We start from the raw sequence: 16742 nt of genomic DNA, 5'->3' as shown, positions 1-16742 counted from the left end.
AGCAAGAGGCTGCTTCATCCTTTTCCATCTTCCGTGCGCCATGCAAGACAAATACAACCACCTCGACGTTGAGCGCAGTGCGCAAACCCACTGGACCGCCGCGGATGCCTACCGCGTCACCGAAGACCCGTCCAAAAAGAAGTATTACGCCTGCTCCATGCTGCCCTACCCCAGCGGCAAGCTGCACATGGGCCATGTGCGCAACTACACCATCAACGACATGCTCACGCGTTACCTGCGCATGAAGGGCTACAACGTGCTCATGCCCATGGGCTGGGACGCGTTCGGCCTGCCGGCCGAAAACGCCGCGATGAAAAACGGCGTGCCACCGGCGCAGTGGACCTACGACAACATCGCCTACATGAAAAAGCAGATGCAGGCGATGGGGCTGGCGATCGACTGGAGCCGCGAGGTCGCCACCTGCGACCCGAGTTATTACAAGTGGAACCAGTGGCTGTTCCTCAAAATGCTGGATAAGGGCATTGCCTACCGCAAGACCCAGGTCGTCAACTGGGACCCGGTGGACCAGACCGTGCTGGCCAACGAGCAGGTGATCGACGGCAAGGGCTGGCGCACCGGCGCCGTGGTTGAAAAGCGCGAGATCCCCGGCTACTACCTGAAGATCACCGACTACGCCGAAGAACTGCTCGACAGCGTCAGCAACAAGCTGCCGGGCTGGCCCGAACGCGTCAAGCTGATGCAGGAAAACTGGATCGGCAAAAGCGAAGGCGTGCGTTTTGCGTTCACGCACGACATCCAGGGCGCAGACGGTGCACTGATCGGCGACGGGAAGATGTACGTCTTCACGACGCGCGCCGACACCATCATGGGTGTGACCTTCTGCGCCGTGGCGCCCGAACACCCGCTGGCGCTCCACGCGGCGGCGGCTAACCCGAAACTCACGGCCTTCATCGAGGAATGCAAGTCCGGCGGCACCACCGAGGCCGAACTGGCCACGCAGGAAAAAAAAGGCGAGCGCACCGGCCTGTTTGTCACCCACCCGCTGACCGGCGAGGCTGTGGAAGTCTGGGTCGGCAACTACGTGCTCATGAGTTACGGCGACGGTGCGGTCATGGGTGTGCCCGCGCACGACGAACGCGACTTCGAGTTCGCGAAGAAATACAAGCTGCCCATCAAGCAGGTCACGGATGTCCCCGGCAAGACCTACAGCCTTGAGGCCTGGGCCGACTGGTACGGCGACAAGCAGCAGGGCGTCGCGATCCACTCCGGCAAATACGACGGCCTGGCCTTCAAGGCGGCGGTCGATGCCGTGGCCGCCGACCTGGCCGCCAAGGGCCTGGGCGAGAAAAAAACCACCTGGCGCCTGCGCGACTGGGGTGTGAGCCGCCAGCGTTACTGGGGCACGCCAATTCCGATCATTCACTGCGAGGAACACGGCGCGGTGCCGGTGCCGGAAAAAGACCTGCCGGTGGTGTTGCCGCAGGACTGCGTGCCCGATGGCTCGGGCAACCCGCTGCACAAGCATGAAGGTTTCCATGCCGGCGTGATCTGCCCGGTCTGCGGCAAGCCGGCGCGGCGCGAGACCGACACCATGGACACCTTCGTTGATTCGTCCTGGTATTACATGCGTTACTGCGACCCGAAGAACGAGGAAAAAATGGTCGCGGAGGGCGCCAACTACTGGATGCCGATGGACCAGTACATAGGCGGCATCGAACACGCCATCCTGCACCTGCTGTATGCGCGTTTCTGGACCAAGGTCATGCGCGACATGGGCCTGGTCAAGGTGGACGAACCCTTCACCAAACTGCTGACCCAGGGCATGGTGCTCAACCACATCTACTCGCGCAAGGGCGAGAAAGGCGGCGTCGAGTACTTCTGGCCGGCAGATGTGGACGACGTGCACGACGAACAGGGCAAGGTCATTGGCGCCAAGCTCAGGAAGGACGGCTCCATGGTCACCTACGAAGGCGTGGGCACCATGAGCAAGAGCAAGAACAACGGCGTCGATCCGCAGGACCTGATCGAGAAATACGGCGCCGACACCGCGCGCCTGTACACCATGTTCACCTCCCCGCCGGAAGCCACGCTGGAGTGGAACGACGCGGGCGTCGAGGGCTCCTACCGTTTCCTGCGCCGCGTCTGGAACTTCGGCGTCAAGCTCGATGCTATGCAATTAGGAGCTGCCGGCGCCCGTCCCAAAAAGGCTGGGGCCGTATTTGACAAGGAAACGCAGGCGCTGCGGCGCGAGATCCACACGGTGCTCAAGCAGATCGACTACGACTACCAGCGCATGCAGTACAACACCGTGGTGTCGGGCAGCATGAAGCTGCTCAATGCGCTGGAAGACTTCAAGGGCCAGATGTCGGCCGGCGCGGCGTTTGCCCTGCGCGACGGCATGGGCATCCTGCTGCGTTGCCTTTACCCTGCGACGCCGCATGTGGCGCACGCCCTGTGGGAGGATCTCGGTTTTGCCAAAGACCATGGCGGCCTGCTCGATGCGCCCTGGCCCGAGGTTGATGAATCCGCCCTGGTGCAGGACGAGATCGAGCTGGTGCTGCAGATCAACGGCAAGCTGCGCGGCTCGGTCACCGTGCCCGCCGGCGCCGACAAGGCCGCGATCGAGGCGGCGGCGCTGGCCTGCGACGCGTTTGTCAAGCAGGCCGCCGGCGCCCCGGCCAAAAAAGTCATCGTTGTGCCGGGCCGCCTGGTCAACATCGTCGTCTGAAGGAAGCCACCATGCAACGTCGCGTTTTCCTGTTGTCCGCTGCGGCGGCCTGGAGCCTGAGTGCCTGCGGTTTTGCCTTGCGCAAGGCCCCCAACTATGCGTTCAAGACCATATACAGCGGTGCGGCCGAAACCTCGACGCTGGGGACCGAGCTCAACCGCAACCTGGAAGCCGGCGGAACGGTGAAGGTGATCCGCGACGCCCGCCTGATCGCTCAGGCGGACGTGATTCTCGATGTGTTGCTCGACCAGCGCGAAAAAACCGTGGTGGGCATCAATGCTTCTGGGCAGGTGCGCGAGTTCCAGCTGCGCACGCGGTTCAGGTTCCAGCTGCGCACGCTCAAGGGCAAGTTGCTGATCCCCCCCGCCGAAATCGTGCTGCAGCGCGACATCAGCTTCAACGAGTCCGCGGTGCTGGCCAAGGAAACCGAGGAGGCGCTGCTGTACCGCGACATGCAGAGCGACATCGTCCAGCAGATCCTGCGCCGTCTGGCTGCCGTCAAGGAGATCTGACGCGGCGGGCCTGCGCCGCAGGCCGGAATATGTCATGAAATCGGGCGCGAGCCCAATAACTGCGGGCGCAAGCAGCTATTAATTCAGTAGCGCGAACGACGCCGGTGCGACCCGATCTCTTGAAGATCAGCGCATCAGCGTGCTTTTGCCGAACAGGCTTTCGACCAGTTCCAGTACCACCTCGGCCGTGCCGTTGCGCACATCCAGGGCCGGGTTGAGTTCCATCACGTCCAGCGAGGCCAGGCGGCCGGTGTCGGCGATCATCTCCATGCACAGTTGGGCTTCGCGGTAAGTCGGGCCGCCCTTGACGGCCGTGGCCACACCGGGCGCAATCATCGCATCGAGGAAATCCACGTCAAAACTCACATGCAGGTGGGTCTGCGCATCGACACCGGCCAGCGCCGCTTCCATGGTGTGCCGCATGCCCTGCTCGTCGATGTAACGCATGTCGAACACTTCCAGGCCCGACTGCCGGATCAAGTGTTTTTCGCCTTCGTCGACGCTGCGAATGCCGATCTGCCGGACGGCCGAGGCCGGGATCGCCGGAACCACACCGCCGATGCCGGTCAGCTCGGACGGGCCGTGCCCGCACAACACGGCCACGGGCATGCCGTGGGTGTTGCCGTGGGTGTTGCCGGTGGGGGTCAGGCTGTCGGTATTGAAGTCGGCGTGCGCGTCCAGCCACAGGACACGCAGCGCCTGGCCGGTCTGGCGGCAGCGGCGTGCCACGGCGCTGATGGAGCCGATGGCCAGGCAGTGGTCGCCGCCCAGCAGGAGGGGCAGGTCGCCCTCGCTGAGGGCCGAGAACACGGCCTCATGCACCGAGCGGTTCCAGGCGGCCACTTCGGCCAGGTGGCGGTAACCCCGAACCGGCGCTTGCCACGGGTTGGGCGGGCCGCCCAGGTTGCCGTCGTCCTTCACCTGCAGGCCGCGGCCTTCCAGCGTGGCCTGCAGGCCGGCCACGCGCAGCGCCTCAGGCCCCATGGAGGCGCCGCGGGTACCCGCGCCAATGTCGGTGGGCGCGCCAATCAGGCGAATGCGTTGTGTCATGGGAAGCAGTATGCCGCCCCCAAGCCGCGTCTGCCAGGCCAGGAGGACTTGATGCAAAACCCCCAGCCGCTAAACTTGGGTCACCATGAACCTGGCGCCCGCCCAACTTTCCGACCACCTCAAGCGCGGGCTCAAAAGCCTGTACACCCTGCACGGCGACGAGCCGCTGCTGGTGCAGGAGTTCGCTGACGCGCTGCGCGCAGCCGCGCGGGCCCAGGGTTACACCGAGCGCACGGTGCACACGGTGGCCGGTGCCCATTTCGACTGGAGCGAGGTGTTGGCCAGCGGCGGCTCGTTGAGCCTGTTTGCCGACAAACAGATCGTGGAGATCCGCATCCCCAGCGGCAAGCCCGGCAAGGACGGCTCGGTCGCGCTGCAGCAGATTGCCGAACGCGCGCAGGGCGACGACAGCACGCTGACCCTGGTGCTGCTGCCCCGCCTGGACAGCATGACGACCAAGGGTGCGTGGTTTGGCGCGCTGGAAAGTTTTGGCACCACGGTCAAGTTCGACCCGATTGACCGCCGCAACCTGCCGCAGTGGATCGCGCAGCGCCTGCAGCAGCAGGGCCAGCGCGTGGCGCAAGGCGAGGAGGGCCAGCGCACACTGCAGTTTTTTGCCGACCGGGTGGAAGGCAACCTGCTGGCTGCGCACCAGGAGATCCAGAAGCTGGGCCTGCTGTATCCCCCCGGCGGGGAGGCGTCGGCAGAACTGGGTTTCGACCAGGTCGAAAACGCCGTGCTCAATGTCGCGCGGTACGACGTGTTCAAGTTGTCCGAAGCGGTGCTCGGCGGCCAGGCGCTGCGCGTCCAGCGCATGCTCGACGGCCTGCAGTCCGAGGGCGAATCCGAGGTGCTGGTGCACTGGGCCCTGAGCGAGGACATCCGCAGCATGAAGCGGGTCAAGGACGCGCTGGGCACGGGCCGGCCCATGCCGATGGCCCTGCGCGAAAACCGCGTCTGGGGCGTCAAGGAAAAACTGTTCGAGCGGGTGTTGCCCCACATGGGCGACACCACGCTGGCCAATTTGCTGCATGCCGCCCACAAGGTCGACGGCATCGTCAAAGGCCTGAAGCAGCCCGACTGGCCGGCCGACGGCTGGCAGGCGCTGCAGCGCCTGGCCGGCATGGTGTGCGGCGCCTGCACGGCGCCCACAGCCACCGCCCGCGGCGCACGCCAGACTGTGAACAGGCCCGGGTAGGCTGAATCCATGAAATTCACTGTCACTCGACCGCCCCTCGTCGCACCATGCGGCGTTGCAAATGCGCGCCGGGCCTGCGGGCCCGTCTGTGCTTTGCGCCTTGCCTGGCACACCGCTGGGCAGCCGCTTGCCAGCGATTTCACTGATTCAGCCTACTAGCGCATGCAGCACACCGCCTCGCTCTCCAAAAAGCTCATGCGCATCGGGGCCAGCCTGCTGGTGGTGGCCCTGGTCTCCATCGGGCTGACCCTGTGGGTGACCTGGCAGATCGAAGGCGGCGCCGCGGCCGTCAACGAAGCCGGGCGCATGCGCATGCAGACCTGGCGCCTGGCCAGCGCCGTGCAGGCCGGCGTGGAACGCGCCGAACTGCAGGCGCTGGTAGCCCGGTTCGACGAGAGCCTGGCCCTGCTGCGCGAGGGCGACGCCTCCCGGCCGCTGTTTGTGCCCTGGGACGATCAGGTGCGGGCGCGTTTCAATGATGTCGAGTCGCTGTGGCGCACCCAGCGGGCGCTATGGCTGGCCGAGCCGGCGCCGGCGGCGCAGGAGCTGCTGAAGGCCGGGGGCGCGTTTGTGGACGCCAGTGACCGGCTGGTGCTGGTGATCGAGCAGCACCTGTCCCGGCTGACCGCCATCCTGAACCTGTTCCAGTTCCTGATGCTGGCGCTGGCCATTGGCGGGGCAGTCATCATGCTTTTCACCGGCTACATGTATGTGATCAACCCCCTGGCACAGCTCCGGCAGGGCTTGCGCAAGCTGGAGTCCGGCGATTTCAGGACACGCATCGAGGTCGATACCGTGGACGAGTTCGGCCAGGTGGCGGCCGGTTTCAACCATATGGCCATCACCCTGCAGTCGCTGTATGAGGGGCTGGAAGCCAAGGTCGAGGCCAAGACGCGGCGCATCGAGGCGCAACGCGCGCGGCTGGAGGCGCTGTACAAGGTCAGCGCCTTTCTGGCCCAGGCCGGCAGCATTGACGAGCTGGCACGCGGCTTTGCCCAGCGCGTGCGCGCCGTGATGAAGGCCGACGCCGCCGTTGTCCGCTGGTCCGATGATGCCAACCAGCGCTACCTGATGCTGGCTTCCGACTGTTTCCCGCAGGAGCTGGTGGAGGAAGAGCGCAGCCTGCTGGCCGGCGCCTGCGCCTGCGGCAACCTGCGGCCGGACGCGCGCACCCGCGTGATTCCCATCCTCAGCCACGACGAAGCGCCGGTGCGCCACTGCGCCAAGGTCGGCTACGAAAGCGTCGTCACGGTGCCGATACGCCTGCAGCAGCGCCTGCTCGGCGAGTTCAACCTGTTCTTTCGCACGCCCGTCCTGCTGAGTGCCGATGAGATCGAACTGCTGGATGCGTTGGCCAGCCACCTGGCCAGTTCGCTGGAAGGTTTGCGCGCCGACGCCCTGGACCGGGAGGCGGCGGTGGCGGAGGAGCGTGCGTTGCTGGCGCGCAACCTGCATGATTCGATTGCGCAATCCCTGGCCTTTCTCAAGATCCAGGTGCAGCTGCTGCGGACAGCCGTGCAGAAGGAGCAGGCGCCCCAGGTGCAGGGTGCGCTGGACGAGCTGGACGTCGGCCTGCGCGAAAGCATCAGCGATGTCCGGGAGTTGCTGGTGCATTTCCGCACGCGCACCAACACCGATGACATCGAGCAGGCCCTGCAGGAAACCCTGCAGAAGTTCCAGAGCCAGACGGGTTTGCCAGCCCAGTTGCAGGTGCAGGGGCAGGGCCTGCCCCTGCCTTCCGACGTGCAGGTGCAGGTGCTGCATGTGCTCCAGGAAGCCCTGTCCAACATACGAAAGCATGCCAGCGCCACGCAGGTCGGCCTCGACGTGAACAAGGGCGCGCGCTGGCGTTTTGTGGTGCGCGACAACGGCGCCGGCTTCGACACCGACAAGCACCCCGGACAGTCCCATGTCGGCCTCACCATCATGCGCGAGCGGGCCGGGCGCATAGGCGCCGAGGTCGAGATCGTTTCCAGGGCGGGCCAGGGAACCACCGTGACACTGACGCTGCCGCCGCACCCGGTGGTCGGTAGCGGCGTCGCGGCCAAGACCCCGGCCGTCGCGGCCCTGGTGGCTGGCGCGGGCGGCGACTGAGGACAAGACATGACGATGCCCATTGCCCTGCTGGTGGTTGACGACCACACCCTGTTTCGCCGCGGTCTCGTTGCGCTGCTCTCGCAGGACGGACGTTTCCATGTGGCGGGCGAGGCCGGCGACATCGGCGAGGCGTTGCGCTGCGTGGAACGCAGCAAGCCGGACCTGATCCTGCTGGACAACCACCTGCCTGGTGTGCTGGGCGTGGACGGCATCGCGACGCTCAAGGACGCGGCGCCCGGCACCCGCATCCTGATGCTGACGGTGAGCGAGAACGAGGACGACCTGTCTGCCGCGCTGCAGGCCGGCGCCGACGGCTACCTGCTGAAAACCGTGGAACTCGATCGCCTGTCGGAATCCATCATCAAGGTGCTGGACGGGGAGTCGGTGGTCAGCCCCGAAATGATGACCAAGCTGGTGGCTGCTTTTCGGTCCAAGGCCCCGCCGACCGCCAATGGCGAGGTCGCTGCGGTGAATGGCGGCCGTAACGGGGAGCTCCCGGTGCCGGGCCTGCAGGAGGCTTCGGCCATCGCGCTGCTGTCGGCGCGCGAGCGCGAGGTGCTGGCGCTGATCGCGTGCGGCGACAGCAACAAGGTGATTGCCCGCAAGCTCGACATCGCGGAGACGACGGTGAAGATTCACGTCCAGCACATCCTGCGCAAGCTGCAGCTCAGTTCGCGGGTGCAAGCGGCTGTATACGCGGCTGGCCGGGAGCTCGGTTGACAAAGATCAAGCCCGGGGCAGCTTGACCCGGCCCTAGTTCTTCAGAACGATGGCGGCGCGGGCCGCCATTGCTTTTCCGGCCTCTTCACCACGTTCCAAAGGAGGATATTCAAGGGGGCGGAAAAGGCCGACAGTCATGCCATGTGTCTGGAGAAACAACATGGCCTCTGAACTGGGCAATTCAAGAAAAGCATGGTCGGTGCTGATTGTCAGCACGCTGGCGTTCACCGTCTGCTTCATGGTCTGGATGATGTTCGGCGTGATCGGCATCCCGATCAAGAAGATGCTCAACCTCAATGCCACCGAGTTCGGCCTGCTCGCGGCCACGCCGGTGCTGACGGGCTCCCTGATCCGCGTCCCGCTGGGCATCTGGACCGACCGCTACGGCGGCCGCATCGTCATGGCGATCCTGATGGCCATCACCGTGCCCGCGATCTGGCTCATGAGTTACGCCACGGCCTACTGGCACTTCCTGGTGATCGGCCTGTTTGTCGGCCTGGCCGGTGGCTCCTTCTCGGTGGGCACGCCCTATGTGGCGCGCTGGTTCCCGAAAAATCGTCAGGGCATGGCGATGGGTGTGTACGGCGCCGGCAACTCGGGTGCCGCCGTCAACAAGTTTGTGGCGCCGGTGTTGCTGGTGGCCTTTGGCTGGGCCATGGTGCCGCAGGTGTATGCGGTCATCATGCTGGCTGCGCTGGTGCTGTTCTGGCTGTTCAGCTACAGCGACCCGTCGCACCTGGTGCCCAGCCACGTCAAGTTCAGCGACCAGCTCAAGGCCTTGAAGGACCCGAAAGTCCTCAAGTACTGCCAGTACTACAGCATTGTGTTCGGCGGCTATGTGGCCCTGTCCCTCTGGATGGTGCAGTACTACGTGGGCGAATTTGGCCTCGACATTCGCGTGGCAGCGCTGCTGGCGGCGTGTTTCTCGCTGCCCGGTGGCGTGCTGCGCGCCTTTGGCGGCATCCTGTCCGACAAATACGGCGCACACAGCGTGACTTGGTGGGTGATGTGGGTGAGTTGGGTCTGCCTGTTCCTGCTGTCCTACCCGCAGACCGACTTCACCATTCTCACGGTCAACGGGCCCGCGACCTTCCACATCGGCCTGAACGTCTACACCTTCACCGCGCTGATGTTCATCCTGGGCATCGCCTGGGCCTTCGGCAAGGCCAGCGTCTTCAAATACATCAGCGACGACTACGGCGCCAACATCGGCGCGATCAGCGGCATTGTCGGGCTGGCCGGCGGCCTGGGCGGTTTTGTGCTGCCCATCATCTTCGGCGGCCTGATGGACCTGACCGGCATCCGCTCCAGCGCCTTCATGTTCATGTACGGCGTCGTCTGGGTCTCGCTGATCTGGATGTACTGGACCGAGGTGCGCCGCACCGAAGTCATGGGCAAGAACGCGTCCGGCGCACAGGCATGAAACCTGAAACAGACCCCTTTTTCGAGGAAGCACCATGAATACCAAAACCAGTTCCAGCGTTGACATCACCGACTGGCGTCCCGAGGACGAGCAGTTCTGGGAGAGCACCGGCAAGCGCATTGCCTACCGCAACCTCTGGATCTCCGTGCCCAGCCTGCTGTGCGGCTTTGCCGTCTGGGGCATGTGGGGCATCATCACCGTCCAGATGCTCAACCTGGGTTTCCCGTTTACCCAGGCCGAACTCTTCACGCTGACGGCCATTGCGGGCCTGGCCGGCGCCACCATGCGCATTCCGGCCTCCTTCCTGATCCGGCTGGCCGGCGGGCGCAACACCATCTTCCTGACGACGTCCATGCTGCTGGCGCCGGCCATCGGCACCGGCATCGTGCTGCAACACCCCGAGTGGCCACTGTGGTCCTTCCAGCTGATGGCGCTGTGGTCGGGCGTGGGGGGCGGCAACTTCGCCAGTTCGATGTCCAACATCAGCACCTTCTTTCCCAAGCGGCTGCAGGGCACAGCGCTCGGCCTCAATGCAGGCCTGGGCAACTTCGGCGTCACTGCCATGCAAGTCGTGATTCCTCTGGTGATGACCGTCGGCCTCTTCGGCAGTTTCGGTGGCGAATCGATGACGCTGGTCAAGGACAGCGGCTGGATCCTCGGAAAAATCACGGCCGGAACACCCACCTGGATCCAGAACGCCGGCTTCGCCTGGCTGCTGTCGCTGGTGCCGCTGTCGGTCATCTGCTTCTTCGGCATGAACAACCTGACCACCGTCTCGCCCGCCATCGGCGGCACGATCCCGGCCTTCTTGAAGATCATCTGGCTCTACACCCTGTCCTTTGTGCCGGCCGGTGTCGGGCTCTATCTCTACCTGCCCAAGCCCACCGGGCTGGGCCTGCTCAACATGTGGATCGCCATGCCGCTGATCGTGGTCAGCACCCTGATGGTGCTCAAGGTGACGGCCTTCGGTCCGATGAAGGAAGCCATTGCCAAACAGTTCTCCATTTTCAGCAACAAGCACACCTGGTCGCTGACCCTGCTCTACATCGTGACCTTCGGTTCCTTCATCGGTTTTTCGATGGCCCTGCCGCTGGCGATCACGGTGATCTTCGGCATCAGCCATGTGCCCGACGCCGCCGGCGTCATGCAGCACACGCTGAAGAACCCGAACGCACCGTCGGCGCTGACCTTTGCCTGGATCGGCCCCTTTGTCGGCGCGCTGATCCGGCCCGTGGGCGGCTGGGTCTCGGACAAGGTTGGCGGCTCCATCGTGACGCAGATCATCTCTGCCGTCATGGTGGTGGCCTCCGTGGCCGTGGGTTACGTCATGCTGCTGGCCTACAAGTCGGCCACGCCCGAGCAGTACTTCCTGGTCTTCATGGTGCTGTTCGTCTTGCTGTTTGCGGCCAGCGGCATCGGCAACGGCTCCACCTTCCGCACGATTGGCGTCATCTTCGACCGCCAGCAGGCCGGCCCGGTGCTGGGCTGGACCTCGGCCATTGCCGCCTACGGCGCCTTCATCGCCCCGGTGGTCATCGGTGCGCAGATCAAGGCCGGCACGCCGGAAAACGCCATGTACGGCTTTGCCATCTTCTACGCCCTGTGCCTGGTGCTGAACTGGTGGTTTTACCTGCGCCGCGGCGCCGAAATCAAAAACCCCTGAGCCACCGCTGGGCCCGCTTTTACCGCTTTACCGGAGAATCAAATGAGTCATTTTCTTGATCGACTGAGCCACTTTTCCAACCCCAGGGAGTCGTTCTCCGGGGAGCACGGCGTCACCACCGCCGAAGACCGGACCTGGGAAGACGCCTACCGCAACCGCTGGGCACACGACAAGATTGTGCGCAGCACCCATGGCGTGAACTGCACCGGATCATGCTCGTGGAAGATTTATGTCAAGGGCGGCATTGTCACCTGGGAAACCCAGCAGACCGACTACCCGCGCACGCGCTGGGACATGCCCAACCACGAGCCGCGCGGCTGCTCGCGCGGCGCCAGCTACAGCTGGTACCTGTACAGCGCCAACCGCGTCAAGTACCCCATGGTGCGTGCGCGCCTGCTCAAGCACTGGCGCGAAGCGCGCTTGACGCTGCCGCCGGTGGAGGCCTGGGCGGCCGTGGTGCAGGACGACGCCAAGCGGCGCGACTACCAGAGCGTGCGCGGCCTCGGCGGTTTTGTGCGTTCCAGCTGGGACGAGGTCAACGAAATCATTGCGGCCTCCAATGTCCACACGATCAAGAAGCACGGCGCCGACCGCATCATCGGTTTCTCGCCGATCCCGGCGATGTCCATGGTCAGCTACGCCTCCGGTTCGCGCTACCTGTCGCTGATAGGCGGCGTGTGCATGAGTTTTTACGACTGGTATTGCGACCTGCCTCCGTCGAGTCCGCAGGTCTGGGGTGAGCAGACCGACGTGCCGGAGTCGGCCGACTGGTACAACTCGGGTTTCATCATTGCCTGGGGCTCCAACGTGCCGCAGACGCGCACCCCCGATGCGCACTTCTTCACCGAAGTCCGTTACAAGGGCACCAAGACCGTGGCGATCACGCCCGACTATTCCGAGGTCGCCAAACTCTCCGACCTGTGGCTGCACCCCAAGCAGGGCACCGACGCTGCGGTCGCCATGGCCATGGGGCATGTGATCCTGAAGGACTTCTATTTCGGCGGCAACGGCAAGCCGCGTTCGGCCTATTTCGACGACTATGCACGCCGCTACACCGACCTGCCCATGCTGGTGATGCTCAAGGAGCACCAGCTGGAAAATGGCGAGACCGTCCTGGTGCCGGACCGTTATGTGCGTGCATCCGACTTCAACGGCAAGCTGGGCCAGGCGAACAACCCCGAGTGGAAAACCGTGGCCTTCGACGCGCAGGGCAAGGTCGTGCTGCCGCACGGTGCCATCGGCTTTCGCTGGGGCCCGGATGGCCGTGCCGACGCCGGGCAGTGGAACCTGGAGTCCAAGGAGGCGCGCCAGGGTGACGAGGTCACGCTCAAGCTGTCGGTGATGGAGGGTGAGGCACCCAGCGCCGACAGCGCCAAGGTCGGCTTTCCGTACTTCGGCGGCATCCACCATGACCATTTCCAGAACAACGAGCAAGGTGATGTTCTGGTGCGTACGGTACCGGTGCAGCGCATTTCACTCGGCAAGGCCGGTGAGGAGCGCTCGGCCCTGGTGGCGACGGTGTTCGACCTGCAGGTCGCGCAGTACGGCATTCCCCGCGGCTTGCCCGGTGAACTGGCTGCCGCCGACTTTGACGACAACACCCCCTACACCCCGGCCTGGCAGGAGCAGATCACTGGTGTGCCGCGCGACCAGGTGATCGCCGTTGCGCGCCAGTTTGCCGACAATGCCGAGAAGACCGAGGGCCGGTCCATGGTCATCATCGGCGCCGGCATGAACCACTGGTACCACAGTGACATGAATTACCGCAGCGTCATCAACATGCTGATGATGTGCGGATGCATCGGCAAGAGCGGTGGCGGCTGGGCGCACTACGTGGGCCAGGAAAAGCTGCGGCCGCAGACCGGCTGGACGCCGCTGGCCTTCGCGCTCGACTGGATCCGCCCACCCCGGCAGATGAATTCGACCAGCTTCTTTTATGCGCACACCGACCAGTGGCGTTACGAGAAGCTTGGCGTGGACGAGGTGCTGTCTCCACTCGCAGACAAGAAGCTCTACGGCGGCAGCATGATCGACTACAACGTGCGCGCCGAGCGCATGGGCTGGTTGCCGAGCGCGCCGCAATTGCAGACCAACCCCATGCAGGTGGTCAAGGATGCGCAGGCCGCGGGCCTGGATGCCAAGGACTATGTCGTCAAGTCGCTCAAGGATGGCTCGCTCAAGATGAGCTGTGAGGATCCGGACCATCCCGACAACTGGCCGCGCAACATGTTTGTCTGGCGCTCCAACATCATCGGTTCGTCGGGCAAGGGCCATGAGTACTTCCTCAAGCATCTGCTGGGTACAGACAACGGTGTTCAGGGCAAAGACCTCGGCGCCGAAGAAGGCAAGCCCGAGGAAGTGGTCTGGCACGACAAGGCGCCCGAGGGCAAGCTGGACCTGCTGGTCACGCTTGACTTCCGCATGAGCACGACCTGCCTGTACTCCGACATCGTGCTGCCGACCGCAACCTGGTACGAAAAGAACGACCTCAACACCAGCGACATGCACCCCTTCATCCATCCGCTGTCGACCGCGGTGGACCCGGTGTGGCAATCGAAAAGCGACTGGGAAATCTACAAGGGCTTCGCGAAAAAATTCAGCGAGCTGTGCGAAGGCCATCTTGGTGTCGAGAAGGAAATGGTGCTCACCCCGGTGATGCACGACTCGCCGGGCGAGCTGGCCCAGCCGTTTGACGTCAAGGACTGGAAACGTGGCGAGTGCGAACTGGTGCCCGGCAAGACGGCGCCCCAGATGCAGGTGGTCGAACGCGACTATCCCAACGTCTACAAACGTTTCACGGCCGTCGGCCCCCTGCTCAACAAGGTGGGCAACGGCGGCAAGGGCATTGCCTGGAACACCGAAACCGAAGTGCGGCAGCTCGGCGAACTCAACGGCCTGGTGACCGAGCCCGGCGTGACCCAGGGCATGCCGCGCATCAACAGCGACATCGACGCCTGCGAAATGGTGCTGCAACTCGCACCCGAAACCAACGGCCACGTGGCGGTCAAGGCCTGGGCGGCACTGGGTAAGCAGACCGGCCGTGAGCACACCCATCTGGCGCTGCACCGCGAGGACGAGAAAATCCGCTTCCGCGACATCCAGGCGCAACCGCGCAAGATCATCAGCTCGCCGACCTGGAGCGGCATCGAATCGGAAACCGTGTCGTACAACGCCGGCTACACCAATGTGCATGAACTGATCCCATGGCGCACCCTCACGGGCCGCCAGCAGTTCTACCAGGACCACCCGTGGATGCTGGCTTTCGGCGAGGGCCTGGCCAGCTACCGGCCGCCGGTGAACCTGAAGGCCACCGCCGGGGTGCACGGTATTCGTACCAATGGCAACACCGAGATATTGCTGAACTTCATCACGCCGCACCAGAAGTGGGGCATCCACTCGACGTACACCGACAACCTGTTGATGCTGACGCTGAGCCGGGGCGGGCCCATCATCTGGCTCAGTGAAGATGACGCCAAGCTCATCGGCGTGGAAGACAACGACTGGATCGAGGCCTACAACGTCAACGGCGCGATTGCCGCGCGGGCTGTCGTCAGCCAGCGCGTCAAGCCCGGCATGGTGATGATGTACCACGCGCAGGAAAAAATCGTCAACACCCCGGGTTCGGAGATCACTGGCCAGCGCGGCGGCATCCACAACTCGGTCACGCGCATCGTGCTCAAGCCGACGCACATGATTGGCGGCTACGCGCAGCTTTCCTACGGCTTCAACTACTACGGAACTATAGGCACCAACCGCGACGAATTCGTCGTGGTGCGCAAGATGGACAAGGTGGACTGGCTGGACACGCCGCGCGACGACGAGCGAGCATTCGCCGTGCAACAAATGGGAGAGGCAGCATGAAGGTACGCGCGCAAATCGGCATGGTGCTGAACCTGGACAAGTGCATTGGTTGCCACACCTGTTCGGTCACCTGCAAAAACGTCTGGACCAGCCGTCCCGGCATGGAATACGCCTGGTTCAACAACGTCGAAACCAAGCCCGGCATCGGTTACCCCAAGGAGTGGGAAAACCAGGACAAATGGAACGGCGGCTGGGTACGCAAGGCCGACGGTTCCATCGAGCCGCGCCAGGGGGGCAAGTGGAAGCTGCTGATGCGCATCTTCTCCAACCCGAACATGCCGCAGATCGATGACTACTACGAGCCCTTCACCTTCGACTACGACCATCTGCAGTCGGCGCCAGAGATGCAGGCCACGCCAACGGCGCGGCCGCGCAGCCTGATCACCGGCAAGCGCATGGAAAAAATCGAGTGGGGTCCGAACTGGGAAGAGATCCTCGGCGGCGAATTTTCCAAGCGCAGCAAGGACGCCAACCTGGCGAACTTCGATCAGGTCCAGAAAGACATGGTGGGCCAGTTCGAAAACACCTTCATGATGTATTTGCCGCGCCTGTGCGAGCATTGCCTGAACCCGGCCTGTGTGGCGTCCTGCCCTTCGGGCTCGATCTACAAGCGCGAGGAAGACGGCATCGTGCTGATCGACCAGGACAAGTGCCGCGGCTGGCGCATGTGTGTCTCGGGCTGCCCGTACAAGAAGATTTATTACAACTGGAAAAGCGGCAAGGCCGAGAAATGTACCTTCTGCTATCCGCGCATTGAAGCCGGCCAGCCCACCGTCTGCAGCGAAACCTGCGTGGGCCGCATCCGTTACCTCGGTGTGGTGCTGTATGACGCCGACCGCATCCAGGAAGCGGCCAGCGTGGAAGACGACAAGGACCTGTACCAGGCACAACTCGACATCTTCCTGGACCCGAACGATCCGAAAGTGATTGAACAGGCGCGCAAGGACGGCATTCCCGACGCCTGGCTGGAAGGCGCCCGCCGCAGCCCGGTTTACAAGATGGCGGTGGAATGGAAGGTGGCACTGCCGCTGCACCCCGAGTACCGCACCTTGCCCATGGTCTGGTACGTCCCGCCGCTGTCGCCGATCACCTCGGCGGCCAACGCCGGCCAGATCGGCATCAACGGCGAGCTGCCCGACATCGCGCAGATGCGCATTCCCGTGCAGTACCTGGCCAACCTGCTGACCGCGGGCGACACGGCACCGGTGATCCGTTCACTGCAACGCATGCTGGCGATGCGGTCCTACCAGCGCAGCAAACATGTGGACCAGGTGCAGAACCTGGCCGTGCTGGAGCAAGCCGGGCTCACTGTGGCCGAGGTCGAGGAGATGTACCACATCATGGCGATTGCCAACTACGAAGACCGCTTCGTGATCCCGAGCACCCACCGCGAATACGCCGAGAACGCATTCGACATGCGCGGCGGCTGCGGCTTTACCTTCGGCAATGGTTGCTCCGACGGCGCCAGCGACGTCAGCCTGTTCGGCGGCAACAAGAAACGCACTATTCCCATCAAGGTGGAGGTCTGA

General features: G+C 64.1%; 10 protein-coding genes. 9 read left to right on the top strand and 1 reads right to left on the bottom strand.

The annotated features are described in order from the left end of the window. Positions 1-40: 40 nt before the first annotated feature. Positions 41-2689: a leucine--tRNA ligase gene (leuS, locus tag B7G52_RS04875; protein ID WP_096696519.1), complete on the top strand. Its 2649-nt coding sequence runs from the start codon at positions 41-43 to the stop codon at positions 2687-2689. 11 nt (positions 2690-2700) lie between these two features. Next, the gene (lptE, locus tag B7G52_RS04870) at positions 2701-3201 is read left to right on the top strand and encodes an LPS assembly lipoprotein LptE (protein WP_096696518.1); all 501 of its coding nucleotides are present in this window, start codon (positions 2701-2703) and stop codon (positions 3199-3201) included. 126 nt (positions 3202-3327) lie between these two features. Here lptE and rocF read toward each other — a convergent pair whose 3' ends face one another. Next, positions 3328-4251 (bottom strand): arginase, encoded by a 924-nt coding sequence (gene rocF, locus B7G52_RS04865; RefSeq protein ID WP_096696517.1) that lies wholly within the window; start codon positions 4249-4251, stop codon positions 3328-3330. An 85-nt stretch (positions 4252-4336) separates the two neighbouring features. Here rocF and holA point away from each other — a divergent pair, with 85 nt between their 5' ends. From holA to narH, 7 genes are all read left to right on the top strand, one after another. Continuing rightward, positions 4337-5449 (top strand): DNA polymerase III subunit delta, encoded by a 1113-nt coding sequence (holA, locus tag B7G52_RS04860; RefSeq protein WP_096696516.1) that lies wholly within the window; start codon positions 4337-4339, stop codon positions 5447-5449. 162 nt (positions 5450-5611) lie between these two features. Next, a complete protein-coding gene (locus B7G52_RS04855) occupies positions 5612-7543 on the top strand; it encodes a type IV pili methyl-accepting chemotaxis transducer N-terminal domain-containing protein (protein WP_096696515.1) in 1932 nt (643 codons plus the stop codon). A gap of 9 nt (positions 7544-7552) precedes the next feature. Continuing rightward, entirely contained in the window at positions 7553-8266 is a 714-nt protein-coding gene (locus B7G52_RS04850) for a response regulator (protein WP_096696514.1), read from the top strand. Positions 8267-8426: 160 nt separating this feature from the next. Beyond that, the gene (locus tag B7G52_RS04845) at positions 8427-9689 is read left to right on the top strand and encodes a nitrate/nitrite transporter (protein WP_096696513.1); all 1263 of its coding nucleotides are present in this window, start codon (positions 8427-8429) and stop codon (positions 9687-9689) included. A 34-nt stretch (positions 9690-9723) separates the two neighbouring features. Continuing rightward, the gene (locus tag B7G52_RS04840; protein WP_096696512.1) at positions 9724-11352 is read left to right on the top strand and encodes an MFS transporter; all 1629 of its coding nucleotides are present in this window, start codon (positions 9724-9726) and stop codon (positions 11350-11352) included. Between the two features lie 42 nt (positions 11353-11394). Continuing rightward, the gene (locus B7G52_RS04835; protein WP_096696511.1) at positions 11395-15213 is read left to right on the top strand and encodes a nitrate reductase subunit alpha; all 3819 of its coding nucleotides are present in this window, start codon (positions 11395-11397) and stop codon (positions 15211-15213) included. Beyond that, positions 15210-16742 (top strand): nitrate reductase subunit beta, encoded by a 1533-nt coding sequence (gene narH / locus B7G52_RS04830; protein ID WP_096696510.1) that lies wholly within the window; start codon positions 15210-15212, stop codon positions 16740-16742. The genes B7G52_RS04835 and narH overlap by 4 nt, the downstream gene beginning before the upstream one ends.

The organism is Polaromonas sp. AER18D-145 (assembly GCF_002379095.1).
Taxonomy (GTDB): Bacteria; Pseudomonadota; Gammaproteobacteria; order Burkholderiales; family Burkholderiaceae_C; genus Polaromonas.
The sequence above is the reverse complement of the archived record's forward strand: the minus strand, read 5'-3'. Positions and strand labels throughout refer to the sequence as shown.

Excerpts from the sequence above, each read along its gene's own strand:
- lptE (WP_096696518.1), top strand. The coding sequence starts at position 2,701 with ATGCAACGTCGCGTTTTCCTGTTGTCCGCTGCGGCGGCCTGGAGCCTG.
- B7G52_RS04855 (WP_096696515.1), top strand. The coding sequence starts at position 5,612 with ATGCAGCACACCGCCTCGCTCTCCAAAAAGCTCATGCGCATCGGGGCC.
- holA (WP_096696516.1), top strand. The coding sequence starts at position 4,337 with ATGAACCTGGCGCCCGCCCAACTTTCCGACCACCTCAAGCGCGGGCTC.
- B7G52_RS04845 (WP_096696513.1), top strand. The coding sequence starts at position 8,427 with ATGGCCTCTGAACTGGGCAATTCAAGAAAAGCATGGTCGGTGCTGATT.
- B7G52_RS04835 (WP_096696511.1), top strand. The coding sequence starts at position 11,395 with ATGAGTCATTTTCTTGATCGACTGAGCCACTTTTCCAACCCCAGGGAG.
- narH (WP_096696510.1), top strand. The coding sequence starts at position 15,210 with ATGAAGGTACGCGCGCAAATCGGCATGGTGCTGAACCTGGACAAGTGC.
- B7G52_RS04850 (WP_096696514.1), top strand. The coding sequence starts at position 7,553 with ATGACGATGCCCATTGCCCTGCTGGTGGTTGACGACCACACCCTGTTT.
- rocF (WP_096696517.1), bottom strand. The coding sequence starts at position 4,251 with ATGACACAACGCATTCGCCTGATTGGCGCGCCCACCGACATTGGCGCG.
- B7G52_RS04840 (WP_096696512.1), top strand. The coding sequence starts at position 9,724 with ATGAATACCAAAACCAGTTCCAGCGTTGACATCACCGACTGGCGTCCC.
- leuS (WP_096696519.1), top strand. The coding sequence starts at position 41 with ATGCAAGACAAATACAACCACCTCGACGTTGAGCGCAGTGCGCAAACC.